The sequence below is a fragment of the Noviherbaspirillum autotrophicum genome, from assembly GCF_000818395.1.
In the GTDB taxonomy this organism is placed as follows: domain Bacteria; phylum Pseudomonadota; class Gammaproteobacteria; order Burkholderiales; family Burkholderiaceae_D; genus Noviherbaspirillum; species Noviherbaspirillum autotrophicum.
In genome coordinates this window covers 783,584-808,775 of record NZ_JWJG01000028.1, presented here as the reverse complement: position 1 = coordinate 808,775, position 25,192 = coordinate 783,584, and the positions used below count along the sequence as shown (strand labels likewise).

Sequence of the window (25,192 nt, the reverse complement as noted above, 5' to 3'; positions counted from 1 at the left end):
TCGGCGTTGCATATCAGTTAAAGGCAGTTCATGGAAGAAATCCGAATTCGCGGCGCGCGCACGCACAACCTCAAGAATATCAATCTGGAATTGCCGCGTAACCAGCTGATTGTCATTACCGGTCTGTCCGGTTCCGGCAAGTCGTCGCTGGCCTTCGACACGCTCTATGCGGAAGGCCAGCGGCGCTACGTGGAATCGCTGTCGGCCTATGCGCGGCAGTTCCTGCAACTGATGGAAAAGCCGGACGTCGACCTGATCGAAGGCTTGTCGCCGGCAATCTCGATCGAGCAGAAGGCGACGTCGCACAATCCGCGCTCAACCGTCGGCACCGTGACCGAAATCCATGACTACCTGCGCCTCTTGTATGCGCGCGTGGGCACGCCCTACTGCCCCGACCACCCGGAAAATCCGCTGGCCGCGCAGTCGGTGTCGCAAATGGTCGATGCCGTGCTCGCCATGCCGGAAGATACCAAGCTGATGATCCTGGCGCCCGTGGTGGCCAACCGCAAGGGCGAACACGTCGATCTGTTCGAACAGATGCAGGCGCAGGGCTTCATCCGCTTCCGCATCCAGAGTGGCACGCATGCGGCGAAAATCTATGAAATCGACGACCTGCCGAAGCTGAAGAAGACCGAAAAGCACACCATCGACGTCGTGATCGACCGCCTGAAGGTCAAGGCCGACGTCAAGCAACGGCTGGCCGAAAGCTTCGAAACCGCGCTGCGCCTGGCGGAAGGCCGCGCGATCGCACTCGAAATGGACAGCGCCAAGGAGCACCTGTTCTCGAACAAGTTCGCCTGCCCCACCTGCGGCTATTCGCTGCAGGAACTGGAGCCGCGCCTGTTCTCGTTCAACAATCCGATGGGTGCCTGTCCGGAATGCGATGGCCTCGGTCACATCGAGTTCTTCGATCCGAAGCGCATCGTTGCCTTCCCCAATCTGTCGCTCGCTTCCGGCGCGATCAAGGGCTGGGACCGGCGCAATCAGTTCTACTACCAGATGCTGAGCAGCCTGGCCGAGCATTACGGTTTCGACCTCGACATACCTTTCGAAAGACTGCCGGACCAGGTGCAGCAAGTCGTGCTGCACGGCTCCGGCCGCCAGACCATTCCGTTTACCTACATTAACGAGCGCGGCCGCGCCGTGGTGCGCGAGCATACCTTCGAAGGCGTGGTAAACAACCTGCAGCGGCGCTACCGGGAAACCGATTCGATGGCGGTGAAGGAAGAACTGGCGAAATTCATCAACCAGAAGGAATGCCCGTCATGCCACGGCGCGAGGCTGCGCATCGAAGCGCGCTATGTGAAGGTCGGCGCCGGCAAGCAGGAGCGCACGATTTACGAGGTATCGCGCACGCCGCTGCGCGATACGCTCGAATTCTTCGACAAGCTCAAGCTCTCCGGTGCGAAAAAGGAAATCGCGGACCGCATCATCAAGGAAATCGTGGCGCGCCTGAAGTTCCTCAACAACGTCGGTCTCGATTACCTGTCGCTCGAGCGCAGCGCAGACACCTTGTCCGGCGGCGAGGCGCAACGCATCCGCCTAGCGTCGCAGATCGGGTCGGGGCTGACCGGCGTGATGTACGTGCTCGACGAGCCGTCCATCGGCCTGCACCAGCGCGACAACGACCGCCTCATCGCCACCCTGAAGCATCTGCGCGACATCGGCAACAGCGTCCTGGTGGTCGAGCATGACGAGGACGCCATCCGCTGCGCCGACTATATCGTCGACATGGGTATCGGCGCCGGCGTGCACGGCGGCGAGGTGATCGCACAAGGCCCGCTCAACGCCATCCTAAAAAACAAGAAATCGCTGACCGCGAAATACCTGAACGGCACGCTTGCGATCCATGTGCCGAAGAAGCGCACGCCGGTGGACCCGGAGCGGCAGCTGGTGATTTCCGGTGCCTCGGGCAACAACCTCAAGAATGTCACGCTCGACCTGCCGGTTGGCCTTTTGACCTGCGTGACCGGCGTATCCGGCTCGGGCAAGTCGACACTGGTCAACGACACGCTGTACCACGCCGCCGCGCGCCACCTGTACGGCTCGCAGACGGAACCGGCGCCCTACGAATCGATCCACGGCATGGAGCATTTCGACAAGGTGATCGCGGTCGACCAGGCGCCGATCGGCCGCACGCCGCGCTCCAATCCGGCGACTTATACCGGCGTGTTCACACCGATCCGCGACCTGTTCGCCACCGTGCCGACCGCCAAGGAACGCGGCTACAGCGCCGGGCGCTTCTCGTTCAACGTCAAGGGCGGTCGCTGCGAAGCCTGCCAGGGCGACGGCGTGATCAAGGTCGAGATGCACTTCCTGCCGGACGTATATGTGCCATGCGACGTCTGCCACGGCAAGCGCTACAACCGCGAGACGCTGGAAGTGCAGTACAAGGGCAAAAACATCCATGAAGTGCTGGAGATGACGGTCGAGGAATCGTTTGAATTCTTCAAGCCGGTGCCAGTGGTGGCGCGCAAACTCCAGACCCTGCTCGACGTGGGCCTGGGCTACATCCGCCTGGGACAGAGCGCCACCACCCTGTCGGGCGGCGAGGCACAGCGCGTGAAACTGTCGCTGGAACTGTCCAAGCGCGACACCGGCCGCACGCTGTACATCCTCGACGAGCCGACCACCGGCCTGCATTTCCATGACATCGACCTGCTGCTGAAGGTGATTCACCGCCTGCGCGACCAAGGCAACACGGTCGTCATCATCGAGCACAACCTGGACGTCATCAAGACCGCCGACTGGATCATCGATCTCGGCCCGGAAGGTGGTGCGGGCGGCGGGCAGATCATCGCCGCCGGCACGCCGGAAGATGTCGCCAAGAGCACGGTGAGCTTCACCGGCAGGTATCTGGCACCGCTGCTGAAGAAGAAGTAACGTTCGGGAGGCGCGATTGGCAAAACTTCTCGTCATCACCGGCCTGGTGCAAGGCGTCGGCTACCGCGCCTCCTTCGAGGCGCAGGCGCGCGCGCTGCGGCTGTCCGGCTGGGTGCGCAACCGCCGCGACGGATCGGTGCAGGCGCTGGTCCGCGGCGAACCCGACGCGCTGGAGAAAATCGTCGCCTGGTCGCGGCGCGGCCCCGCCGCTGCCGTGGTCAGCGAGGTGACAGTGACCGAGGCGGACGACGCATCGGTGCCCGAAAACCGGTTCGACGTGCGTCCAACCGCGTAAGGCGTGCGGGAATCACGCCCGCAGCCCCAGCCACAATCCCGCCGGCACAAACGCCAGCGCCGCGAGATTGCCGAGCAAGACAATCGACGCCACCTTGTCCGGCTCCTGCTTGTACTGCTCGGCGACCATGAAGCAGAACACGGCCGGCGGCAGCGAGGCAAACAAGTACATCTGCCCGCGCTGGTCGGGCGTCAGGCTCAGCACGCCATCGAGCAGCCAGGCGACAATCAGGCCGCCGACCGGGCAGACGATGGCGCCAACGACGCCGATATGCCAGCTCTTGAAATTCACGTCGAGCATGCGCACGCCGAGCGCGAACAGCATGATCGGGATGCAGGAGTCTCCCAGCATCTTCATCGCCTGCATCAGCGGCGTCGGCAGCGTGACATGAAAGATCGCAAACAGCATGCCGAGCATCATCGAGAGCATCATCGGACTGACGAGGAATTTCCAGAATGGCGTGTGCTGCTTGCGCCCGCTTTCGATGATCTTGATGCCGACCGAAAAATAGATCAGGTTGCATGCCATGAACAAGGCCACGGCGGCGGACAGCCCCGCTGTGCCGAAGGCCAGCGCCGCTAGCGGCAAGCCCATGTTGCCGCAATTGTTGTACATCATCGGCGGCACGAAACTGCGGGGGTCGTAACCGAACATTTTGGCCACCGGCCACGCAATCACGCCGGAGCCGAGCGCGATCAGGATGCCGGCCAAAATCAACGTGCCGTTGTGCGCGAGATCGAAATCCTTCGCCGCCAGCGCGGTAAACACCAGCAGCGGGCACAGCACGCCCATGCTGACGCGGTTCACAGCAATCATGTCGTCCTTGACGTCGGCACCCCGCAAGCGCGCGTAGCCGTAACCGATGGCGATGATGAGGAAGACCGGCAGGATGATGCCGAGGATACGCTCGAAGACTTGCATTGAATCTCTTTCAGGGACGGGGATGCCGCCCTGGCATTGTAGCGAGAACTGTTGAAACGTGTTTTCTTGTGGAAACTTTTAGCCGCTACTTGAGCAACCGCTGTTCCGCGCGCGCCACAGCATCGGAAGCGCCGCGCAACACCACGATGTCGCCTGCTTGCAACACAGCCTCCGGGGTGACTTCGATACGGCTCTTGCCGCGTCGCAGGATCGTCACTTCGGCGCCGATTTCGGGCAGCTTGAGCGCAGCCAACGGCTTGCCGACCGCCTTGGCGCCTTCGCTCAAGGTAACCGAATGCAGGCGCACATGCAGATGCTCGGCATCTTCCGGCGCATCGCTGGCGCCATGGAAATAGCCGCGCAGCGAAGCATAGCGCTCGTCGCGCGCAGCCTGCACGCGATGCACCACGCGCCGCAGCGGCACGCCCAGCATCACCAGCGCATGCGAAGCCAGCATCAGGCTACCCTCGATGGCCTCCGGCACGACCTCAGCCGCACCTGCGCCGCGCAGCTTGTCGAGGTCGGTGTCGTCATGGCTGCGCACGATGACCGGCAGCGCCGGCGCCAGCTCATGCGCGTGGTGCAGCACCTTCAGCGCGGAGGGCGTGTTGGCATAAGTGACCACCAGCGCGGCTGCGCGGTGAATGCCTGCGGCGACCAGGCTTTCGCGCCGGGCGGCGTCGCCGAACGATACGCTGGCGCCGGCGGCCTGCGCCTCGCGCACCCGGTCCGGATCAAGGTCGAGCGCGTGGTAGGCGATGCCCTCCTCTTCCAGCAGCTTGGCCAGGCTTTGCCCGCTGCGGCCAAAACCGGCGACCAGTACGTGCCTTTGGGTGGACATGGTGCGGGTGGCGATTTGTGTTAGGGCCAGCGACTGCATCATCCATTCATTGGCCGACAGCTTGAGCACAATGGCGTCGGCGTTGGCGATGATGAACGGTGCGGCCAGCATCGACAGCACCATCGAGGCCAGAACCAGCTGGATGACAAGCGGGTCCATCAGGTGCAAGCCGCCCGCCTGGTTCAGCAGCACGAAGCCGAATTCGCCAGCCTGCGCCAGCGCCAGGCCGGTGCGCAAGGCCACGCCGGTCGAGGTGCCGAACAGCTTGGCAAGCCCCGCGATCAGGCCGAACTTAAGCAGCACCGGCCCGGTCAACAGCAGCAGCACCAGCCACCAGTTGGCCACCACCAGCCGCACGTTGAGCAGCATGCCGATGGTGATGAAAAACAGCCCAAGCAGCACGTCGCGGAACGGCTTGATGTCCTCTTCCACCTGGTGCTTGTATTCCGTTTCCGAAATCAGCATGCCGGCCACGAAGGCGCCGAGCGCCAGCGACAGGCCGGCGCGCTCGGTGATCCAGGCGGCGCCGAGCGTAATCAGCAGCAGATTCAGCATGAACAGTTCCTGCGAGCGGCGCTTGACCACGATGTGGAACCAGCCGCGCATCAGGCGCTGCCCGATCACCAGCAGCAGCACCAGCACGATCATCGCTTTCATGCCGGCCAGCGCCAGCGTCACCAGGAGGTCGCCGGATTTCATGGCCAGCGCCGGCACCAGGATCAGCAGGGGTACCACCGCCAAGTCCTGGAACAGCAGGATGCCGATGATTTGCTGGCCATGTGGACTATCCAGTTCCAGCCGTTCGGTCAGCAGCTTCGATACGATCGCGGTAGACGACATGGACAGCGCGCCACCCAGTGCAAAGGCGGCACGCCAGCTAATGTCGGCCACTTGCGGCAACAGATACGCGACCAGCCAGCCGAACAGCATGGCCGCGCCGATCGTGCACAGCACCTGCGCCATGCCCAATCCGAACACCGTGCGCCGCATCGACGACAGCTTCGGCAGCGAGAACTCCAGCCCAATCGAGAACATCAAAAACACGACGCCGAATTCAGCCAGCGTATGGGTGGTTTCGTTTTCCTCGACCACCCCGAGTCCGTACGGCCCGACGACAATGCCAACAAGCAAATAGCCCAGCATCGGCGGCAAATGCAGCATGCGAAATGCGACCACGCCGAGCACTGCGGCGCCGAGCAAAAGCAATGTCAGTTCGAGGGCTGAAAACATCGGTTATTAAATGCGCACGACAAATTTGATATGCGATCTGCAATCACATTGAGGCCCGTCAAACGGGCATTTTTGTTGTGATTGGCAGGTTTTTTGCTTTCCTAATTCGTTTATACTTTCGGGCATGAGTGTACCCCATGAAAAAAACCCGCCGAAAGCTTTTGATATAAAAAGCGCACAACGCGCGCTGGACCTGGCGCGCGAGACCTTGCAGATCGAAGCCGACGCCCTGCTCGCGCTGAAGGACCGGTTATCAGACAGCGCCGACGGCAGTTTCGTGCAAGCGGTTGCGTTGCTGCTTCAGTGTAGCGGCCGCGTGGTCGTGTCGGGCATCGGCAAGTCCGGCCATATCGCCCGCAAGATCGCGGCAACGCTGGCGTCGACCGGCACGCCGGCGCTGTTCGTGCACGCCGCCGAAGCCTTGCACGGCGACCTCGGCATGATCACCGAGAACGATGCCTTGATTGCCATTTCCAATTCCGGCGAAGCCGCCGAATTCCTGGCAATGATTCCGATCATCCGGCGCATGGGCGCCAAGCTGATCGCCATCACCGGCAACGAAGCATCGAGCCTGGCCAAGCTTGCCGATATTCACCTGGACGCGCGCGTGGACAAGGAGGCGTGCCCGCTCAATCTGGCACCGACCGCCAGCACCACTGCCGCCCTGGCGCTGGGCGATGCGCTGGCCGTGGCGCTGCTTGATGCGCGCGGCTTTCGCGAGGAAGACTTTGCGCTTTCCCATCCGGGAGGTGCCCTCGGTCGCCGCCTGCTGACCCATGTGCGCGATGTCATGCGACGGGGCGACGCGATTCCGGCGGTAAGCAGGGATACGCCCTTGCCCGCGACCTTGCTCGAGGTAACCAGAAAAGGCATGGCAATGACTGCCGTCGTGGATGACGCGTTCCGTGCCATCGGCATTTTCACCGACGGCGACTTGCGCCGCCTGATCGAATCAGGGCAAGATTTCAGCAAGCTGAAGGTGGCCGACGTGATGCATGCCAATCCGCGCACGGTTGGCCCCGATCAACTCGCGGTAGAAGCGGTGGATGTGATGGAGCAGTTCCGCATCAACCAGATGCTGGTCACCGACGCCGACGGCAAGCTGGTCGGCGCACTGCATATCCATGATCTCACCCGCGCCAAGGTAATTTGATGCAAGACGCCACCGCCAAAGCCGCGCAAGTACGCCTGATGATTTTCGATGTCGATGGCGTTCTGACCGACGGCAGCCTGCACTACGGCCCGGACGGCGAAGTGCACAAGACATTCAACGTGCTCGATGGCCACGGCATCAAGCTGCTGCAACAGTCCGGCGTGGCCGCCGCCATCATCAGCGCCAGAAAATCCGAGATCGTTGCCCGACGTGCAAGTGACCTGGGCATTCGGCACTTGTACCAAGGCGTGCACGACAAGCTCACCGCATTCCAACAGTTACTGGAGCACACCACTCTTGCCGCGGAACATTGCGGCTTCATCGGCGACGACGTGATCGATTTGCCGGTTCTGACGCGGGTCGGCTTTGCCGCCAGCGTGCCGAACGCCCATCCGGAAGTGCGCTCGCGCGTTCATCACGTCACTCTTGCCGCTGGCGGGCGCGGCGCCGCGCGCGAATTGTGCGACTTTATCCTACGCGCCCAAGGCAACTACGAGACGGCACTGGCGCCGTACTTGCGATGAACGGCGCGGCAGGACGTTTTAGGATCGCAGCCCTGCTTCTGCCGATGATTGCGCTGGCACTCGGCAGCTTTTGGCTGCTGGAAGTCATGCGGCGCGATAGCGCCGATGCCGGGCCCGGCGCGGCCAGGACCGAGCCGGATTTCTACGTTGAAAATTTCAATTACGTCAAACTCGCACGCAACGGCAAGGTCGAGTACCACTTCTCGGGCGAACGCCTGACGCACAATCCGCAAGACGATTCCTACGATATCCGGCACCCCGTGGTAGTCAGCGTGGGCAACGGCCCGGCGCCGATGACGATGCGCTCGGAGCGCGCCCACGTCAACAGCGACAGCAGCCAGGTCCATTTGCACGATAACGTCCACATGGACCGGCCGGCATCGCAGGACAGCGTGCATATGCGCATGACGTCGGAATATCTGCTGGTCTTGCCGGACGATGATGTGATGCGGACCGACAAGCCGGTCCAGATCAATTACGACAAATCAGTACTGAACGGCACCGGCATGTTTGTGAACAACGCCACGCGCGAGTTCAAACTGGCGAGCAATGTACATGGGACGTATCAAGCCCCGGCGCGCTAATTCAGGTATAACTTGATTCACTTGAGAGTTTTCATGACACGTTTCTTCTTGCTGCTATTCATGCTCAGTACTGCCATTGCATACAGCGCGCACGCCGAGAAGGCCGACTCCGACAAGCCGACCAATGTCGAAGCGGACCAGATGTTGTATGACGATGTAAAACAGGTCAATACGTTTACCGGCAACGTCGTCCTGACCCGCGGCACCCTGATCATGAAGGCGCACAAGCTGATCGTCACGCAAGACCCGGCCGGCTATCAGCATGCAACCCTGCTGGCGCCGTCCGGCGGACTCGCCACCTTCCGGCAGAAGCGCGACGGCAACGACAACCAGTGGGTGGAAGGACAAGCCGAGCGCATCGAGTACGACGGCAAGTCCGAAGTGGTCAAACTTTTTTCGAAAGCGAAGCTGCGGCGACTGGACGGAACCAAGCCGACCGATGAAGTCGAAGGCGAATTCATCTCGTATGATAGCCGCGCCGAGTTTTACACGGTGAACAATACGCCGACGGGAGAGAGCAAGCCGGGCGGCGGACGCATCAAGGCTGTCATCCAGCCGCGCACAGAATCGCAGGGCAAATGACATGACAAGCACCTTGGTTGTTCGCGGTTTGCAAAAGAGCTACGGCACGCGCCAGGTCGTGCATGACGTCTCGCTCGACGTCGCCAGCGGCGAAGTCGTCGGCCTGCTCGGCCCCAACGGCGCCGGCAAGACCACGTCGTTTTACATGATCGTCGGCCTCGTGCCGTCGGACGCCGGCGAAATCGATCTGAATGGTTCGGCGATTTCGCGCCTGCCGATTCATCGCCGCGCCATGCTTGGCTTGTCGTACCTGCCGCAGGAAGCATCGGTGTTTCGCAAGCTGACGGTTGCGGACAATATCCGCGCGGTCCTCGAATTGCAGCGCGAAGACGACAAGCCCTTGCCGCACGCGACCATCGAAAAGCGCCTGGATACCCTCTTGGCCGAACTGCAGATCGAGAAGCTGCGCGACAACCAGGCATTGTCCTTGTCCGGCGGCGAACGCCGGCGGGTGGAAATCGCGCGCGCGCTGGCCACCAGCCCGCGCTTCGTGCTGCTGGACGAGCCGTTCGCCGGCGTCGACCCGATCGCGGTGATCGAAATCCAGCGTATCGTGCGCTTCCTGAAGGAGCGCGGCATCGGCGTACTGATCACCGACCACAACGTGCGCGAAACGCTTGGCATCTGCGACAGGGCATACATCATTAACCAAGGCTCGGTTTTAGCCAGCGGCCGCCCCGACGATATCATTGCCAACGAGTCGGTGCGCCGCGTGTATTTGGGCGAACACTTCCGGATGTAAGGAAGCAACCAGACAGGTATGAAACAGACTCTCCAACTTCGCGTATCGCAACATCTGGCGCTCACGCCGCAGCTGCAGCAATCGATCCGGTTGCTGCAGTTATCCACGCTCGAGTTGCATCAGGAGCTGGAACAGATCCTGTCGGACAATCCGATGCTGGAGCGGGTGGATGATCCGCTCGATCATTCGGTGCGTCTGCTGGCCGACGGCGCCATCACGCCTACGAACGGCAGCACCGCCACGGCCACCTCCGAAACGAGCGCGCCGGCGGCGTCGGAAGAAGGCGAAGGCGGCTTTGAAGGCTCGGCCGAAGGCGGCGAGGCAGCATCGGCAAGCGAAGGTGAATGGAGCTTCGACGATGTGGCGCGCACTTCCAAGGCACCGGAGGATGACGACGCGCGCCCTCAGCTGGAGGCGCACGAAACTACCCTGCGCGAGCATCTGCTGGAACAGATGCGCGTGACTGTGCACAGCCTGCGCGACCGCGCGCTGATCGAACTGATTATCGATGCGCTGGACGACAATGGCTATCTGGAAGAGCCGCTGGAGGAAATTCATGCGCGCCTGCCGGCCGAACTGGAAATCGACCTGGAGGAACTGGTCGTCGCATTGAAACTGGTGCAAAGCTTCGACCCTGCCGGCGTGGGCGCACGCAATGCTTCCGAGTGCCTGGCGCTCCAGATCGCCCGCTTCCCGAAAGTGCCGCTGGTGACGCGCAGAAGAGCGCTGGCGATTGTCGAAAACCATCTCGCGCTATTTGCGCAACGCGACTTCAACAAGCTCAAGAAGGCGCTGGATTGCGACGACGAAGATTTGCGTGAAGCGCAGGCGGTGATCCGGCGCTGCAATCCGCATCCCGGCGCCATGTTCGCGTCCGACGCATCGGATTATGTCGTGCCGGACGTGATTGTAAAAAAAGCAAAAAACGGCTGGCAAGTGATGCTCAACCACGACGTCATGCCGCGTCTGCGGGTCAACGCGTTGTACGCGAATATCCTCAAGCAGAGCAAGGGTGAGGGCTCACTGACCGCACAGCTGCAGGAAGCCAAGTGGCTGATCAAGAATATGCGCCAGCGCTTCGATACGATCTTGCGCGTTGCACAAGCGATTGTTGACCGGCAAAGAAATTTCTTCTCGCATGGCGCGGTCGCGATGCGCCCCCTTGTCTTGCGTGAAATAGCTGATACACTGGGTTTACACGAAAGTACTATTTCACGTGTAACAACTCAAAAATATATGCTGACCCCGCATGGCATGTTTGAGTTGAAGTACTTCTTCGGTAGCCATGTCGCGACCGAAGCCGGGGGCGAAGCTTCGTCGACCGCGATACGGGCACTGATCAAACAATTGATAGGAGCAGAAGACCCCAAGAACCCATTCTCTGATAGCAAAATAGCGGATATGTTGGGTGAACAGGGCATGGTCGTTGCGCGTCGCACAGTCGCGAAGTACCGCGAAGCTCTGAAAATCCCTCCAGTCAATCTGCGCAAATCCTTGTAGTCATCGTGTAGTGTTGTTTCTGTTGCCGTGTTCCTGCGTAGCCCGCGCGTCTACGCAAAGATCGGATGGGGCACGTTGCGAACCTCCGGCGACACCATCAATAGGAGCGCTGTATGAATCTGAAAATCAGTGGGCATCATCTCGAATTGACACAACCCATCCGCGACTACGTACAAACAAAACTGGAACGCATCAGACGTCATTTCGATAATGTCATTGATGTCACGGTCATCCTGTCAGTCCAAAAGCTCTCGGAAAAAGAACGCCGCCAAAAGGCTGAAATCAACCTGCACATGAGAGGAAACGTCATCCATGTGGAGAGCATCCACGAAGATCTGTACGCTGCCATCGACCTGATGATCGACAAGCTGGATCGGCAGGTCTTGAAGCATAAGGACAAGATCCAGGATCACCAGCATGAAGGGATCAAGCGCATTCCGGAAACCCAAAGTGCCGCTTAATGCGGCGTAAATGCCGGCCAGACCGGCAACAGAAAGGGCGCAGCGATGCGTCCTTTTTTATTGCAGCTACTGTCCGTCCGACGACAGTCCCGCCCTCGTCAATCCCGATAAAATACCAGTTTCCCGTTGGCATCACGTCACTTCCATGTCCGAACATATCCAGACCAGCATCAAGAATCGCATCGGCTTTCTGACGCTCGACCGTCCCAAGGCGCTCAATTCATTGTCTCTGCAGATGGTGCGTGCACTGACCGCAACGCTGCTGGCATGGCGCAGCAATCCCGAAGTGCACGCCGTCGTCATTCGTAGCAGCAGCGAGCGCGCATTTTGCGCGGGCGGAGATATCCGCTTCTTTCATGACGTCGGCATCAAAACACCGCAGGGCGGCAGCGCGCTGCTGGAAGATTTTTTTACGGAAGAATATGCGCTCAACCACCTGATCCATCACTATCCGAAACCGTATGTCGCCCTCATGGATGGCATCGTGATGGGCGGCGGCATGGGAATCGCGCAGGCGGGTCCGGACAACCGCATGCGCCTGGTGACCGAGCGTACCAAGATGGCGATGCCGGAAGTGAATATCGGCCTGTTCCCCGATGTGGGCGGCAGTTTCTTCCTGTCGCGCGTGCCCGGGCAGATCGGCGCCTATCTCGGCGTTACCGGGGAAATCATTGGCGCCGCCGATGCGCTGTACGCCGGCTTGGCCGATGTGTATGTGCCTGCCGCCCACCTTCCCGCCCTGCTGGAAGCGCTGATGTCCGACCGCGGCGCAGACATCCGTGCCACGACTCGCGCGTTCGCCAGGCAGTTTGAAATCATCGATCCGGCAACCAGCATGCTGGCAACGCAACGCTCGCTGATCGACCGCCATTTTGCATACGATGACGTCGCGTCGATTGCCGCTTCGCTTAGAAGCGACGCCGATGCGTTCGCGCAAAACACGCTGGCGCTAATGCACAAGCGCTCGCCCCTGATGATGTGCGTAACGCTTGCGCAGTTGCGGCGCGGCGCTGCCATGAGCATCGCGGATTGCCTTCGCATGGAACGCACGATGGTGCGCCGCTGCTTCGAGCATGGCGAAGTGCTGGAAGGCGTGCGCGCGGTGGTAATCGACAAGGACAATGCGCCGCGCTGGAATCCGGCCAGACTGGACGAGGTGTCGCAGGACATGGTCGACCGCTTCTTCGATGCGGCATGGCCGCAGCATGCACACCCGTTGCGTAACCTCGGCTAATGCGACGTCATAGTTCGTCGACCTGGAACAGGCGCCGATGCTCGCGCATCGCGTAGCGGTCCGTCATGCCTGCAATATAGTCGGCCACCTTGCGCGCCTGCACCGAAGCGCCAGCCGTCACCTGATAATCCGGCGGCAGCAAGCCAGGCTCCTGCATGAAGGCGTCGAACAATTCCTTGATGATGCGGCGCGCCTTGCTGGTCATCCGGTTGACCTGGTAATGGCGATACAGGTTCTCCCGCAGGAAGCGCTTGAGGAAGGCCGCTTCCCTCGTCATCTCGTCGGAAAAAGTGATCAGCGCAGGCGCGCGGCGCACGTCCTCCAGCGTCATCACCTGCGCATCCTGGATGCGTGACTGCGACGCCTGGATCAGGTCGACAATCAGCGCATTGATCATGCGGCGGATCGTTTCGTGAATTGCGCGGCGCCCGCTTATTCCCGGATACATCGCTTCGACCTCGCCACGGTGGCGTGCATAGAAATCGACCTGGTCCAGCTGCGCGGTCGTAAGCAGGCCGGAGCGCAATCCGTCGTCGATGTCGTGGTTGTTGTAGGCGATTTCGTCGGCGAGGTTCGCCAGCTGCGCCTCCAGCGTCGGCTGTTTCTTGTCGAGGAAGCGCTGGCCGATTTCGCCGAGCTTGGCTGCGTTGGACGGCGAGCAGTGCTTGAGAATGCCCTCGCGCGTCTCGTACATCAGGTTCAACCCGTTGAACGCGCCATAGTGCTCTTCCAGCTCGTCCACGACACGCAGGCTTTGCAGGTTATGTTCGAACCCGCCGTAACCTTTCATGCAGTCGTTTAGCGCATCCTGGCCAGCATGACCGAACGGCGTGTGACCAAGATCGTGCGCCAGCGAGATAGCTTCCACCAGGTCTTCGTTCAGGCGCAGGTTGCGTGCGATGGAACGCGCGATTTGCGCGACTTCGATGCTGTGCGTAAGCCGCGTGCGGAACAGGTCGCCCTCGTGGTTGACGAAGACTTGGGTCTTGTATTCAAGCCGGCGAAACGCGGTGGAATGGATGATGCGGTCACGGTCGCGCTGGAATTCGCTGCGCGACGCGGGCGGCGGCTCGGAGAAACGCCGGCCTCGCGACGCTGCGGAATGCGCTGCGTAGGATGCGAGGCGGGCGTCGAAATTCATTGCTGCACGCACGCCTTCAGGGTGGCCAGCAGGGCTTCCTGCGGCACCGGCATGATCACCGGTGTTCCCAGCGGCTTAATCAGGATGAACTTGATCTGGCCGCCTTCGTTCTTCTTATCGACCTGCATCAGCTCCAGCCAGCGCTCGGCGCCAATATCCGGCGCCACCACAGGCAGGCCGGCGGCCTTCACCAGCGCCCTCACCCGCTCACTGGCCGCCGCATCGATGAAGCCAAGTCGCCGCGACAGGTCGGCCGCCATGACCATGCCGCACCCGACCGCCTCGCCGTGCAGCCACTGGCCGTAGCCAAGGCCGGCCTCAATGGCATGGCCGAAGGTGTGGCCGAAGTTGAGGATCGCGCGCAGCCCGCCTTCGCGTTCATCCTGCCGCACCACGTCAGCCTTGATTTCGCACGAGCGTTGGATCGCATAGGCCAGCGTCTGCGCATCCCTTGCCATCAGCTTGGCGATATTGGCCTCGATCCAGTCGAAGAATGGGGCATCGATGATCGCACCATGCTTGATCACTTCCGCCAGTCCTGCCGATAATTCCCGTGCCGGCAAGGTGTCGAGCGTGGTGGTGTCGGCGATCACCGCCTGCGGCTGGTAGAACGCGCCGATCATGTTCTTGCCCAGCGGATGGTTAATGCCGGTCTTGCCGCCAACCGATGAGTCAACCTGCGCCAGCAAGGTCGTCGGCACCTGAATGAACGGCACGCCACGCATGTAGGTCGCTGCGGCAAAGCCGGTCAAGTCGCCGATCACGCCGCCGCCCAAGGCAACGAGCGTGGTCTTGCGGTCGCATTTCTGTTCGAGCAGCGCATCGAACACCCGCATCAGGCTTGCCCAGTTTTTCTCTTCTTCGCCGTCGGGCAGGACAATCGAAGTCACCTGCTTGCCCGCCTTGGCCAGCGCCTGCGACAGCCGATCCAGATAAAGCGGGCCGACCGTGGTATTTGTCACGACAGCGACGCGCTTGCCGACGACATGGCGGCCGACAAGGTCGGCGTCTGATAGAAGCGTCTGCCCGATCACGATCGGGTAACTGCGCTCGCCCAATTCAACTTGCAAGGTGATCGGGGAAATTTGCTGCGTCATCATGAAAATGTCAGGAAGTTGGTTTCGGCTCGTCGTTGCCGGCTGGCGCCTTCGGGCAGGCTGCTTCGAGTTGGGCAACGATTGTCTGTACCAGTGATTGTACGTTAGGACGGCCGGTATCGACGATGAAGTCCGCCACTTCCAGGTAGTAGGGCTCGCGCTCGCGTGACAATTGCTCGAGGCGCGCGCGCGGGTCGGCAGTTTGCAACAGGGGCCGGTTCTTGTCGTGACTGGTGCGCTGCAGGATGCTGTTGACGCTGGCACGCAGGTAAATCACCGTACCCCGTGTTTTCAGGTACGCCCGGTTTTCCGGCTTGAGGATGGCGCCTCCGCCCGTCGCCAGCACGATATCGCTTTGCGCAGTCAAGTCGCGAATCACATCCGATTCGCGCTGACGAAAGCTGGTCTCGCCCTCGATTTCAAAAATCAATGGAATAGAGGCGCCGGTGCGCGCCTCTATCTCATGATCGGAATCGATGAACCGCTTGTTGAGTTTTTTGGCCAGGGCGCGGCCGACGGTGGTCTTGCCGGCGCCCATAAGTCCAACTAGAAAGATATTTCCGCACATTTCAATCATGACAAAACGAATGAAGGCCTCGACACAAGGTAGAAGCCTTTGCGGCAAAAGCATTAGTTTGCCGGGAATGTGCCAAGACTGATACGGGTAAAGGTCTCGCCCCCCAATGGCGTCTTCACGCTGATATAAATTTCTCCGCTCTTCGAGCTCGTGCCTCCCAATTTACATCCAGCGGGAGTAACCGTTACGTTATGCACGGTACCTCGGTGAAGTGCATTCAAGTACAAATTGCCGGTATATGCGATTGTTGAAGGTACAACCGAAAGGCTCGCGTTCGATGCATTGGCGCCGCTGATAACCGTGCCATCTGGCATCGGATTATCATTTGCATCAACAACTTCAATTTCAAACGTTTGAGGATCGCATGATGTTGAGAAATCTAGCAAGAGTGGTCCGCCGCTAGTAAGCCGAACCGTTGCACCAGCAAGTCCTGTAACTTGGTATACAGTTGCATAGGAGCCGCTGATATAGAAATTTCGACTTACCGACAAATTTTCACTGCCATTCGTAGAAGTCGCGACAATTGTTCCCACACCATTGGCATTACGGGGATCTTGGCTACGCCAATTGACAGTGCACTCTCCGTTTACTGTTAGACATTTTGCACCACCGTCTCCAACGATAGCACCTGTAGTAGTTGTAAAGACCACTGGAGTGCCATCGGCAACTGCCGCCCCGTTAGAATCAGCCAACAATACAGTTACTTTATTTTGGGTGTTATCGTAATTTAAGCCCTCGACAAAGTATTTTTCCAAAGCCATCGAGAAAGCAGTCTGCACCGGCTGTCCGGTAGTAACAGTTACCGTGTCAGAAATGGCGCTGATCGATGTCCCTTGTACAGTTGCAACCACACGGACAGTAGTGGGCATAGTGCCGGAATTCAGGGCAACGCTCACGTTACCATTTATGTCCGTTGTCCCAACTGACGATACCAGCGTAACTGGATTGGTGCTTTGTGTAGTAAACGTCACGGGCACATTGGGAACACCGCTATTGGTATTGTCAACAACACTAAATGTAAGCAGCGCAACCTCAGTACGCCCGTTCCCGCCTGCGCCCTTAATAACAATCGACTTATCACTTGGCACAGCCGTCACAAAATTTATCGCAGTCGGCGTTGCTGCCGCAGCCGCGCCTACAGAGAAAGCTGTCTTGGCACTGATTTCTGTTGTTCCAACAACTGTTGCCTTGGCAGTTATCTCGGTTGCGCCGCTGCCTGCACCCGCCGACTTGACACTGACTTGAGCGATACCGTTTGCATCGGTTAGCGCTGTACCGGACGCAGGCGATATTACGGCAATCGCATTGCTCAGTTCAAAGGTAACCACCACATTTTTTGCCGGGGCGCCGGTACTCGTAGTAACCGTTGCCTTGGCCACCAATGAACTTGAGCCAGTTACGGAATTGCTTGCGGAGCCCGATGCGTCCATTAACACTATTTGGATTGATCCATTGGCGGACGCGCTTCCCGAACTACCGCTTGATCCGCTTCCGCCAGCAGTACTGCCAGCACCCGTTGTGCCAGGGGACCCGCCGCCGCCGCCACATGCCGTAATTAACATTACAGACAGCAAATACATGCCAAAATAAAAAATCTTAGCAAAAGACAAATTCTTATTCTTAAATATGGGTCCCATTTTTTTCCCTGGTCTTTTCTTGTTAATTTCCTGAAATTCGTTCGGCCACGATCTTCGGAGTAATGAAAACTAATAGTTCCGTCTTGTCGTTAGTGCGCGCCGTGCTCTTAAAAAGATACCCAAGCACTGGAATGTCACCGAATACCGGCACCTTGGTGTCAGTATTTCGCTCCACCTGCTGGAATATGCCCCCAAGAACAACCGTACCGCCATTCTCGACTAGCACTTGTGTTTTGACATGCTTCGTATCAATTGCAAAACCGGCGCGCGTTTCCACACCAACGCTGTCCTTGTTGACATCTACATCAAGAATGATATTGCCGTCTGGCGTAATCTGGGGGGTGACCTCAAGCTTCAGATTCGCTTTACGGAATGCAATGGATGTTGCGCCACTCGACGTGGCGGTTTGATAGGGTAGCTCAGTACCCTGTTCAATTAACGCCTTCAATTGATCCGCCGTCACGACGCGCGGGCTAGAAATAATTTTCCCCTTACCATCCGCTTCCAATGCCGAAAGTTCAAGATTCAGAAATCGATTGGCAGCCGCCGAGAACAAACTGATTGCTAGGCTGCCTGGATTGGCGCCATTGATGCTATTTGCAGGCAAGTTGACGAACTGAGTATTGGGAACATAACTTCCGTCCGTGATCTTGGCCTGCCCAGTCTGTTCGCCAACACCAAGATAATTTCCCGTCAATGACACACGGGTATTTCCAGCAAGCTGATACCCTGTGTCGCCACCACGAATTCCACGCAAATCGGAGAAGCCGAGTTTTGCACCAAGATTTCTGCTGAACTTATCGTCCGCCTCGACAATACGGGCCTCAATCAGAACTTGCTTCGATGCGATATCGGTTTTCTGCACCAACTTGCGTATCTCTTCCAATTTAGAAGAAATATCCGTTACGAATAGCTGATTCGTGCGCGGATCGATGACAGCGCTGCCGCGCTTCGACAGGATACTTTTCTTCGCGTCAGCACCGGTATCCAGGCCAAAGACTTGCTTGAACGATTCCGCCTTTTGATAGTTCAGCTGGAAAATCTCCGTTTTCAACGGTTCCAACTCCGCAATCTGCGCTTTCTGCTCCAGCTCCAGCTTTTCTTTTGTCAGCAGTTCATCCTTGGGTGCAATCCATAACACCGAGCCATTCTTGCGCATGTCGAGGCCCTTAGCCTGCATCACAATATCGAGCGCCTGATCCCAGGGAACATCCTTCAGACGCAACGTCAGATTGCCGCTGACGGAATCGCTGGTGATGATGTTCAGACCGGTAAAGTCAGCGATGACTTGCAAGACAGCGCGCACTTCGACATTCTGGAAGTTGAGCGACAAACGTTCGCCCCGGTAGCCCTGCGTGCCTTGCGTGAGCTTGTTCGGATCTTCCTTGATCGGCCGGATGTCGATGATCAGCTGCGATTCGCTTTGATAAGCGCTGTGCTCCCACAAGCCCTTGGGCTCGATCACCATGTGCACGTTCTCCCCTTGCGGCGTGGTGGTGATCGTCTGCACCGGCGTGCCGAAATCCCGCACGTCGAGCCGACGGCGCAGCACTTCAGGCAAACGGGTTTTCTGGAAATCGGCAACAATCGTTTGTCCTTGCTGGCGAACGTCCACGGCGACTTGATTGTTCGGCAGGTCCACCACGATACGACCTTCTCCATTGGCGCCGCGGCGGAAATCGATATCGCGAAGCACCTGCTTGCCCGCCGGTGCGGGAGCGCCGGCAGCTGGCAAGCCGGCAGCGTTGACCGGCGTGGCAGCACCACCTGATCCGTCGATCGTCACCACAACCATATTGCCGTCAACGGCGGTGGCATAATTCAGCGGACGCAGCAGATTGAACACGAGACGCGAGCGCTCGCCGGCCTGCACCACGTTCACGTTGCGCACATCGCCCAGGCCGATTTCCTGCACTGCTTTTCCGGTTGCATTTGCCGTATCGGCGAAGTCGAGCGCAATGCGCGCTGGACTGGTGATGGAGAATCCGATCGGCGGCTTCGTCACAGGGTTTTTCAGCGCCACCTTGACGATGACATTCGCCCCCTGCTGATTCGCAGAGATGGATTCGATCGCATTTTCCTGCGCATGCGCTAAGCCGCACAGCGCGGCAGTGGCCGCGAAGACGAATTGCCGCACGAATTTGCGTGCCGTTGCAGCCAGGTGGTCATGGTGTGTTGTCGTCGCCATCATTTTTTATTCTCCTGCAGCTCTAACTTCGCTTGACGCTCGACCCATTCGCCGGATGCATCGCGCACGATTTCCTTCAATTCGACTTCGGTTTCCGTAATCCGGGTGATCATCCCAAAGTTCTCGCCAACGTAATTGCCGACCTTGGCCTGAAATACCGCTTTGTCGATTTGCAGCAAGGCGTAGTTCATCCCCGGCTTTTGCAAGGTGCCTACCATCTTGATGCTGTCAAGGGGATAGCTTTCCAGCGGTTCCTTGCGGCGTTCAAGATCAGGTTTCAATCCACCATTGGAGCCGGACTGCAGCTTCGCAAGCGCCACCGATAGCTTGGCAGGACTGTAGGGGTCCGGCTGGTCCTTGCCGCCATAGACGAACGGAGTGAACTTCTTCGGCTCCGGAATTTTATGTATGGTGACAGGCGTTTGCCGGCGAACCTCGTCCATCCACTGCCGCAATTCCTGCACACCGCTGTCGCCGCAACCGGACAGCGCCGAGAACGCTGAAGCGACGGCCAGCACCTTGCCGAGGGCGCGCGTATTCATCATTTTTTCGCCCCCTTCGCCTTATCCTTTTCAGCGGCTTTGCGTTGCGCTGCCACCTCTTCCATATCGAGGTAGCGGAAAGTCTTGACAACCGCATCCAGCGTCAGCGAACCATCCTTGTTTGCGATCAGGTTCATCTTGTTGAGCGTGACGATACGCGGCAAGTTGGCGATATCGCTGGTGAAGGCGCCAATGTCGTGATAGCCGCCGCTGATCTTGATATCGATCGGAAGTTCGGCATAATAATCCTTCACCACGACCTGGCCCGGCTTGAACAATTCGAATTGCAGTCCGCGTCCGAGACCGGCCTGGTTAATATCGGAGAGCAGCGCATCCATTTCCGCCTTGCTGGGCAGCTGCTTTTCCAGGGTCGACACGTATTCGCTCACCTGCTCTTTTTGCTTGCGCAGCGCATTCAAATTGATCGCCTGCATGATCTTCTGCTTGTAGGCGTCCCGTAACGTGATTTCTTCCTGCTCGCCGTTGTTCAATTCTTGCTGCTGCCCGTCCAGATAGGCGAACCAGCCGAGGATAACAACCACGACCAGGGTCGCAAGGCCGCACGCCAGTCGCGGAATCAGCGGCCATTGGCCGGGATGCCGTCCATCCAGGCCACGGAATTGCGCCGCGATTGAGTCTCCGATTTTTTTCAGATCTGCCATAGTGTGTCTTTCCTGTCAGGACCGTTTTACTGCGCCGGCTGCCGGTGCGCCGCCAGTCCCGGGCGAAGCCGCCTGATCCTTGTCGCGCGGGCGCTTGATGCCGACATTGACAGTGAAGTCAAAGATCTTCTTTGCATCCTTGCCTTGCCCAAGCAGCGCCGACCGAATTTCGATCAGGTCTGGCCGCTCCAGCCACGGCGAGTTGTTGCTCATATTGCGCAACAGTTCAGACACGCGCTCGTTGGACTGCGCGTAGCCGCTAACGACGATGCGCTGATTGTCTTGCTTCAGCGAGCGCAGGTAGATTCCTTCCGGGACCTGCTTGACCAGTTCATCCATCAGGTAGACCGGCTGGTTGCGATCGCTCTGCAGGTCTTCCACCGCTTGCTGGCGGGCCTTGAGCGAGTCGATTTCCTGCTTGAGCGTGCGGATTTCCTGGATCTGCGCATCCAGTTTCGCATTCTCGGCCTTGATGAAGGCATTGCGCTCGTTTTGGCCGGCAATCTTTGCAGCGATGATGCCGCCCACGGCAATCACGACGGCAAATCCGGCGAAGGCAGAGATGACAAGCATGCGAATGAACGCTGCCTTGCGCTGCTTGCGTTTTTCCTCGCGGTGAGGAAGGAGGTTAATTCTGATCATCAGTCAAACCTCCGCATAGCCAGACCGCATGCGACAAGATAGGCCGGCGCTTCCGCACGCAACTGTTTTTCACGCACGCCGGATGCCAGCTGCATTCCCTTGAACGGGCTTACGACCGAGGCTGAAATCTTCGTACGCTCGGCCACCATCTCAACCAGGCCGGGGATCACTGCGCAGCCGCCGGCCAGGAAAAGGTGATCGATCCGCGTATAGGGCGTCGAGGTGAAGAAGAACTGGATGGCGCGCGTGACTTCGAGTGCCGCATTTTCCAGGAAGGGATCCAGCAGCTCACGTTCGTAGCCTTCCGGCAGTTCGCCCGCCTTCTTCTTTGTCTCGGCCTCTTCATAGGCCATGCCATACGAGCGCACGATATCCTGGGTCAGCTGGTTGCCGCCAAAAGGCTGTTCGCGCTCATACAACGTCTGTCCATCCTGAAGCATGGAGACATGCGTCATCTGCGCACCGATCTGGAACAGGGCCATGATTTGCCCCTGGCCGCCGTTGGGCTGCTGCGCGATAATGCGGTCGAGTGCCGCGCGCGCGGCAAAGGATTCGATATCCATGACCAGCGGCTTGATTCCCGCACCTTCAGCCACGGCAACACGATCCTCGACCTTTTCCTTGCGCGTGGCAGCAATCAGGACGTCGATATCATCCGGCGCATTCTGCGCCGGGCCGATGACATCGAAGTCGAGGCTGACTTCATCGAGCGCGAACGGAATATATTGGCTGGCTTCGCTTTCAACCTGCACCTCCAGCTGGTCTTCGGTCATTCCACCAGGCAACACGATCTTTTTGGTGATCACCGAGGCCGGAGGCATGCCCAAAGAGACATGCTTGGCGCGCGTACCGCTCTTTTTCCACACGCGCCGCACGGCATCCGACACCTGCTCGATATTCTCGATATTGCCGTCCACGACGGCCCCGCGCGGCAAGGGTTCGCTTGCAAAGCGCTCGAGGCGGTACTCGTGTTTCCCCACCTCCGATAACTCAACAAGCTTCACACCCGAGGTGCTGATATCCAGACCAATCAGTGGTGGATTCTTCTTGCCGAGTAACAGTCCGATATCTATGGCCAAGGGTTGCTCCCCGAAAATGTGGTTTATTGCGTGAACGCACCACTTATTTGAATGTCGAAGCTATGAACAAAATAGTTGCACCGCAAAAATTCCGTTTAAAAACCAATATTTAGGTCACATATATCCAACGTTACATTAAATCCTAGCAATAAGGCTTGAAGAGTGTAAAGTAATTTCCATTCAGTAATTTGTAACTTCGTTGCCAAAAATCCACGCGGCACACGAATAACAATTGCCATTTGATCAATATCAACCTTGTGTTGCTGAACGTTATAATCCCCTGCTCCACTTCTCTCCACTCACGTTTTCCGCATGACCTCTCAACACTCCGCAGGCGACACTCCCAAGGAAGCGCCTAAGCGCTCCCTCCCGCTGCCGGCCCGCATCGCACTCGGCATCATCGCAGGGGTGGCCGGATTGGCTATCGCCGGCGCATTGATTATTGCCTTCATGCTGGCGATGGCTTACCCGAATCTTCCGCCGCTGGATGCGCTGACCGACTACCGGCCCAAGATCCCGCTGCGGATTTATTCGGCCGATAACGTGCTGATTGGCGAATTCGGCGAGGAGCGCCGCAACCTGGTGCGCATCAAGGATGTGCCGGACGTGATGAAGAAGGCGGTGCTGGCGATCGAGGATGACCGCTTTTATGAACATGGCGGGGTGGACTATATCGGCATCGCGCGTGCGGCATTCCACAACCTGACCGGCGGCGCCAAACAGGGCGCATCGACGATTACGCAGCAGGTTGCCCGCAACTTCTTCCTGTCGAGCGAACAAACCCTGAAACGCAAGCTGTATGAAGCGCTGCTTGCCTGGAAAATCGAACAGAGCCTGTCGAAAGACCAGATTTTAGAAATCTATATGAACCAGATTTATCTGGGACAGCGCGCCTACGGCTTTGCATCGGCTGCGCAGATTTATTTCGGCAAAAACCTGCACGACATCACCGCTGCCGAAGCGGCCATGCTGGCTGGCCTGCCGAAAGCGCCATCGGCCTACAATCCGGTGGCCAATCCCAAGCGCGCGCGCGCCCGGCAGCAATACATCCTGCAGCGCATGGCCCAGCTCGGCTATATCACGCCGGCGGAATACGAACAGGCCAAAAGCCAGGCCCTGAAGGTCAAGACCAACACCAATGAATTCGGCGTACATGCCGAGTACATTTCGGAAATGACGCGCCAGCTGGTATACGACCAGTTCAAGGAAGACACCTATACGCGCGGTCTGAACGTCTATACCACGATCCTCAAGGAAGACCAGGAAGCGGCCTACCAGGCGTTGCGTCGCGGCGTGATGGATTACGAAAAGCGGCACGGCTATCGCGGCCCGGAAAGCTACATGGAGATTCCGGAAGCGAAGGACGAAGCGGACGACGCCATCGAAGTCGAACTGGCCGAGCACCCGGACAGCGATGACATTGTTGCGGCCGTGGTGCTGGACGCTTCCCCCAAGAGCGTCAAGGCCGTACTGTCATCCGGTGAAGAAATCACCATCACCGGCCCCGGCCTGACCTTTGCCGCGCACCTGCTCTCCGACAAGGCACCGCCGAACAAGAAGGTCAAGCGCGGCGCGATCATCCGCGTAACCCACGACAACAACGCATGGTCGATCACCCAGATGCCGGAAGTGGCATCGGCTTTTGTGTCCGCCAACACCGAGGACGGCGCGATCCGCGCGCTGGTGGGCGGCTTCGACTTCAACCGCAACAAGTTCAACCACGTGACGCAGGCATGGCGCCAGCCGGGCTCGTCGTTCAAGCCATTCATCTATTCGGCGTCACTGGAAAAAGGCCTCTCACCGGCAACCATCATCGCCGATTCACCGATCAGCTTCGATGCCGGGCAGACCGGCGGGCAGGCATGGGAGCCGAAGAACTACGACGGCAAGTACGAAGGTCCGATGACGATGCGCAAGGGCCTGACCAAATCGAAAAACATGATTTCGATCCGCATCCTGCACAAGATCGGCGCCAAGTACGGACAGGAATACACCACCCGCTTCGGCTTCGACGCGGACAAGAATCCGCCCTACCTGACGCTGGCACTTGGCGCGGGCGCCGTGACGCCGTTGCAGATGGCCGGCGCCTATGCGGTGTTCGCCAACGGCGGCTACAAGGTGAGCCCCTATATTATTTCCAAAGTCACCGATGCCAGCGGCAAGGTACTGTCGCAGGTCGAACCGGACAAGGCTGGTGTCGACGCCAACCGCGTGATCGACGAGCGCAATGCCTTCCTGATGGACAGCATGCTCAAGGACGTCGTCAAGTTCGGTACCGCCACGCGCGCACTCGTGCTGAACCGACCAGATATTGCCGGCAAGACCGGCACCACCAATGATTCGTTCGATGCCTGGTTCTGCGGCTACACGCCGAAGATTGTCGGCGTGGCATGGATCGGCTTCGACCAGCCGAAGAACCTCGGCAACCGCGAAACCGGCGGTGGTCTGGCGCTGCCGATCTGGATCGGCTACATGCAAAAGGCGCTGAAGGAAATACCGGTGGAAGAACGTACGGTGCCGGAAGGCGTGGTGCAAATCAACGGAGATTACTACTACGCCGAAAATCCGCCGGGCACCGGCGTGCGCTCGCTCGGCGAGCACGCGCCGACGGAGGAAGAAAAAGCCAAGGATGAAGTGAAGAACGAGTTGTTCTGAGGCCGCCTTACGCCAAGACAGC

21 protein-coding genes and 1 pseudogene are annotated in these 25,192 nt (G+C 59.0%); 11 read left to right on the top strand and 11 right to left on the bottom strand.

The genetic code is table 11. The annotated features are described in order from the left end of the window. Window positions 1–30: 30 nt before the first annotated feature. Both uvrA and TSA66_RS05020 read left to right on the top strand, forming a co-directional pair. Entirely contained in the window at window positions 31–2,883 is a 2,853-nt protein-coding gene (gene uvrA, locus TSA66_RS05025; protein WP_040039235.1) for an excinuclease ABC subunit UvrA, read from the top strand. A 16-nt stretch (window positions 2,884–2,899) separates the two neighbouring features. Next, on the top strand, window positions 2,900–3,178 hold the full coding sequence (locus TSA66_RS05020) for an acylphosphatase (RefSeq protein WP_040039234.1): 279 nt from the start codon (window positions 2,900–2,902) through the stop codon (window positions 3,176–3,178). A gap of 12 nt (window positions 3,179–3,190) precedes the next feature. On the opposite strand, the gene TSA66_RS05015 is transcribed toward TSA66_RS05020, so the two are convergent. Together TSA66_RS05015 and TSA66_RS05010 are read right to left on the bottom strand one after the other, a co-directional pair. Continuing rightward, window positions 3,191–4,099 carry an AEC family transporter gene (locus TSA66_RS05015; RefSeq protein WP_040039233.1) on the bottom strand — a complete coding sequence of 303 codons (909 nt, stop codon included), beginning with the start codon at window positions 4,097–4,099 and terminating at the stop codon, window positions 3,191–3,193. 85 nt (window positions 4,100–4,184) lie between these two features. Further along, a complete protein-coding gene (locus TSA66_RS05010; protein ID WP_040039232.1) occupies window positions 4,185–6,170 on the bottom strand; it encodes a monovalent cation:proton antiporter family protein in 1,986 nt (661 codons plus the stop codon). Window positions 6,171–6,294: 124 nt separating this feature from the next. On the opposite strand from TSA66_RS05010, the gene TSA66_RS05005 reads away from it, so the two are divergent. From TSA66_RS05005 to TSA66_RS04970, 8 genes are all read left to right on the top strand, one after another. Beyond that, window positions 6,295–7,323, top strand: coding sequence for a KpsF/GutQ family sugar-phosphate isomerase (locus TSA66_RS05005; RefSeq protein WP_040039231.1), 1,029 nt, complete (start codon window positions 6,295–6,297; stop codon window positions 7,321–7,323). Beyond that, window positions 7,323–7,847: a KdsC family phosphatase gene (locus tag TSA66_RS05000; RefSeq protein ID WP_040039230.1), complete on the top strand. Its 525-nt coding sequence runs from the start codon at window positions 7,323–7,325 to the stop codon at window positions 7,845–7,847. Before TSA66_RS05005 ends, TSA66_RS05000 begins: the two co-directional genes overlap by 1 nt. Continuing rightward, on the top strand, window positions 7,844–8,431 hold the full coding sequence (gene lptC / locus TSA66_RS04995) for an LPS export ABC transporter periplasmic protein LptC (RefSeq protein WP_040039229.1): 588 nt from the start codon (window positions 7,844–7,846) through the stop codon (window positions 8,429–8,431). The genes TSA66_RS05000 and lptC overlap by 4 nt, the downstream gene beginning before the upstream one ends. Before the next feature lie 33 nt (window positions 8,432–8,464). Beyond that, complete coding sequence (lptA, locus tag TSA66_RS04990) at window positions 8,465–9,013, top strand: lipopolysaccharide transport periplasmic protein LptA (RefSeq protein WP_040039228.1); 549 nt, start codon at window positions 8,465–8,467, stop codon at window positions 9,011–9,013. Window position 9,014: 1 nt separating this feature from the next. Next, window positions 9,015–9,755, top strand: coding sequence for an LPS export ABC transporter ATP-binding protein (gene lptB / locus TSA66_RS04985; RefSeq protein WP_040039227.1), 741 nt, complete (start codon window positions 9,015–9,017; stop codon window positions 9,753–9,755). Window positions 9,756–9,773: 18 nt separating this feature from the next. Next, window positions 9,774–11,255, top strand: coding sequence for an RNA polymerase factor sigma-54 (locus TSA66_RS04980; protein ID WP_040039226.1), 1,482 nt, complete (start codon window positions 9,774–9,776; stop codon window positions 11,253–11,255). A gap of 113 nt (window positions 11,256–11,368) precedes the next feature. Beyond that, window positions 11,369–11,716 carry a ribosome hibernation-promoting factor, HPF/YfiA family gene (hpf, locus tag TSA66_RS04975; protein WP_040039225.1) on the top strand — a complete coding sequence of 116 codons (348 nt, stop codon included), beginning with the start codon at window positions 11,369–11,371 and terminating at the stop codon, window positions 11,714–11,716. Window positions 11,717–11,861: 145 nt separating this feature from the next. Beyond that, window positions 11,862–12,950, top strand: coding sequence for an enoyl-CoA hydratase/isomerase family protein (locus tag TSA66_RS04970; protein WP_040039224.1), 1,089 nt, complete (start codon window positions 11,862–11,864; stop codon window positions 12,948–12,950). Between the two features lie 7 nt (window positions 12,951–12,957). On the opposite strand, the gene TSA66_RS04965 is transcribed toward TSA66_RS04970, so the two are convergent. The 9 genes and pseudogenes from TSA66_RS04965 to TSA66_RS26755 all read right to left on the bottom strand — a co-directional run bounded on the left by TSA66_RS04965 (window position 12,958) and on the right by TSA66_RS26755 (window position 22,814). Next, window positions 12,958–14,091 carry a deoxyguanosinetriphosphate triphosphohydrolase gene (locus TSA66_RS04965; protein ID WP_040039223.1) on the bottom strand — a complete coding sequence of 378 codons (1,134 nt, stop codon included), beginning with the start codon at window positions 14,089–14,091 and terminating at the stop codon, window positions 12,958–12,960. Continuing rightward, window positions 14,088–15,756, bottom strand: a pseudogene (gene aroKB / locus TSA66_RS04960) (bifunctional shikimate kinase/3-dehydroquinate synthase AroKB). The gene TSA66_RS04965 and the pseudogene aroKB overlap by 4 nt, the downstream one beginning before the upstream one ends. Window positions 15,757–15,818: 62 nt before the next feature. Further along, window positions 15,819–17,402 (bottom strand): hypothetical protein, encoded by a 1,584-nt coding sequence (locus TSA66_RS26760; RefSeq protein ID WP_157691606.1) that lies wholly within the window; start codon window positions 17,400–17,402, stop codon window positions 15,819–15,821. A gap of 22 nt (window positions 17,403–17,424) precedes the next feature. Continuing rightward, window positions 17,425–19,590, bottom strand: a complete 2,166-nt coding sequence (gene pilQ, locus TSA66_RS04955; protein WP_040042212.1) for a type IV pilus secretin PilQ family protein — start codon at window positions 19,588–19,590, stop codon at window positions 17,425–17,427. Then, window positions 19,590–20,135 carry a pilus assembly protein PilP gene (locus tag TSA66_RS04950; protein WP_040039222.1) on the bottom strand — a complete coding sequence of 182 codons (546 nt, stop codon included), beginning with the start codon at window positions 20,133–20,135 and terminating at the stop codon, window positions 19,590–19,592. The genes pilQ and TSA66_RS04950 overlap by 1 nt, the downstream gene beginning before the upstream one ends. Then, window positions 20,132–20,794, bottom strand: coding sequence for a type IV pilus inner membrane component PilO (locus TSA66_RS04945; RefSeq protein WP_040039221.1), 663 nt, complete (start codon window positions 20,792–20,794; stop codon window positions 20,132–20,134). The genes TSA66_RS04950 and TSA66_RS04945 overlap by 4 nt, the downstream gene beginning before the upstream one ends. Before the next feature lie 15 nt (window positions 20,795–20,809). Next, window positions 20,810–21,436, bottom strand: a complete 627-nt coding sequence (locus TSA66_RS04940; protein ID WP_040039220.1) for a PilN domain-containing protein — start codon at window positions 21,434–21,436, stop codon at window positions 20,810–20,812. After that, complete coding sequence (locus TSA66_RS04935; protein WP_040039219.1) at window positions 21,436–22,515, bottom strand: pilus assembly protein PilM; 1,080 nt, start codon at window positions 22,513–22,515, stop codon at window positions 21,436–21,438. The genes TSA66_RS04940 and TSA66_RS04935 overlap by 1 nt, the downstream gene beginning before the upstream one ends. Before the next feature lie 95 nt (window positions 22,516–22,610). Next, window positions 22,611–22,814: a hypothetical protein gene (locus TSA66_RS26755; RefSeq protein ID WP_157691605.1), complete on the bottom strand. Its 204-nt coding sequence runs from the start codon at window positions 22,812–22,814 to the stop codon at window positions 22,611–22,613. A gap of 13 nt (window positions 22,815–22,827) precedes the next feature. Between TSA66_RS26755 and TSA66_RS04930 the strand changes: the two genes are divergently transcribed. After that, the gene (locus tag TSA66_RS04930; RefSeq protein WP_040039218.1) at window positions 22,828–25,170 is read left to right on the top strand and encodes a penicillin-binding protein 1A; all 2,343 of its coding nucleotides are present in this window, start codon (window positions 22,828–22,830) and stop codon (window positions 25,168–25,170) included. Window positions 25,171–25,192 lie beyond the last annotated feature (22 nt).

What these genes read in the sequence shown, in the direction of transcription:
- TSA66_RS05005 (WP_040039231.1), top strand. Translation starts at nt 6,295, where the DNA reads ATGAGTGTACCCCATGAAAAAAACCCGCCGAAAGCTTTTGATATAAAA.
- TSA66_RS04970 (WP_040039224.1), top strand. Translation starts at nt 11,862, where the DNA reads ATGTCCGAACATATCCAGACCAGCATCAAGAATCGCATCGGCTTTCTG.
- uvrA (WP_040039235.1), top strand. Translation starts at nt 31, where the DNA reads ATGGAAGAAATCCGAATTCGCGGCGCGCGCACGCACAACCTCAAGAAT.
- TSA66_RS05000 (WP_040039230.1), top strand. Translation starts at nt 7,323, where the DNA reads ATGCAAGACGCCACCGCCAAAGCCGCGCAAGTACGCCTGATGATTTTC.
- hpf (WP_040039225.1), top strand. Translation starts at nt 11,369, where the DNA reads ATGAATCTGAAAATCAGTGGGCATCATCTCGAATTGACACAACCCATC.
- pilQ (WP_040042212.1), bottom strand. Translation starts at nt 19,590, where the DNA reads ATGGCGACGACAACACACCATGACCACCTGGCTGCAACGGCACGCAAA.
- lptA (WP_040039228.1), top strand. Translation starts at nt 8,465, where the DNA reads ATGACACGTTTCTTCTTGCTGCTATTCATGCTCAGTACTGCCATTGCA.
- TSA66_RS26760 (WP_157691606.1), bottom strand. Translation starts at nt 17,402, where the DNA reads ATGGGACCCATATTTAAGAATAAGAATTTGTCTTTTGCTAAGATTTTT.
- lptB (WP_040039227.1), top strand. Translation starts at nt 9,015, where the DNA reads ATGACAAGCACCTTGGTTGTTCGCGGTTTGCAAAAGAGCTACGGCACG.
- TSA66_RS04950 (WP_040039222.1), bottom strand. Translation starts at nt 20,135, where the DNA reads ATGATGAATACGCGCGCCCTCGGCAAGGTGCTGGCCGTCGCTTCAGCG.
- TSA66_RS04965 (WP_040039223.1), bottom strand. Translation starts at nt 14,091, where the DNA reads ATGAATTTCGACGCCCGCCTCGCATCCTACGCAGCGCATTCCGCAGCG.
- lptC (WP_040039229.1), top strand. Translation starts at nt 7,844, where the DNA reads ATGAACGGCGCGGCAGGACGTTTTAGGATCGCAGCCCTGCTTCTGCCG.
- TSA66_RS04940 (WP_040039220.1), bottom strand. Translation starts at nt 21,436, where the DNA reads ATGATCAGAATTAACCTCCTTCCTCACCGCGAGGAAAAACGCAAGCAG.
- TSA66_RS04980 (WP_040039226.1), top strand. Translation starts at nt 9,774, where the DNA reads ATGAAACAGACTCTCCAACTTCGCGTATCGCAACATCTGGCGCTCACG.
- TSA66_RS05015 (WP_040039233.1), bottom strand. Translation starts at nt 4,099, where the DNA reads ATGCAAGTCTTCGAGCGTATCCTCGGCATCATCCTGCCGGTCTTCCTC.
- TSA66_RS04930 (WP_040039218.1), top strand. Translation starts at nt 22,828, where the DNA reads ATGACCTCTCAACACTCCGCAGGCGACACTCCCAAGGAAGCGCCTAAG.
- TSA66_RS05010 (WP_040039232.1), bottom strand. Translation starts at nt 6,170, where the DNA reads ATGTTTTCAGCCCTCGAACTGACATTGCTTTTGCTCGGCGCCGCAGTG.
- TSA66_RS04945 (WP_040039221.1), bottom strand. Translation starts at nt 20,794, where the DNA reads ATGGCAGATCTGAAAAAAATCGGAGACTCAATCGCGGCGCAATTCCGT.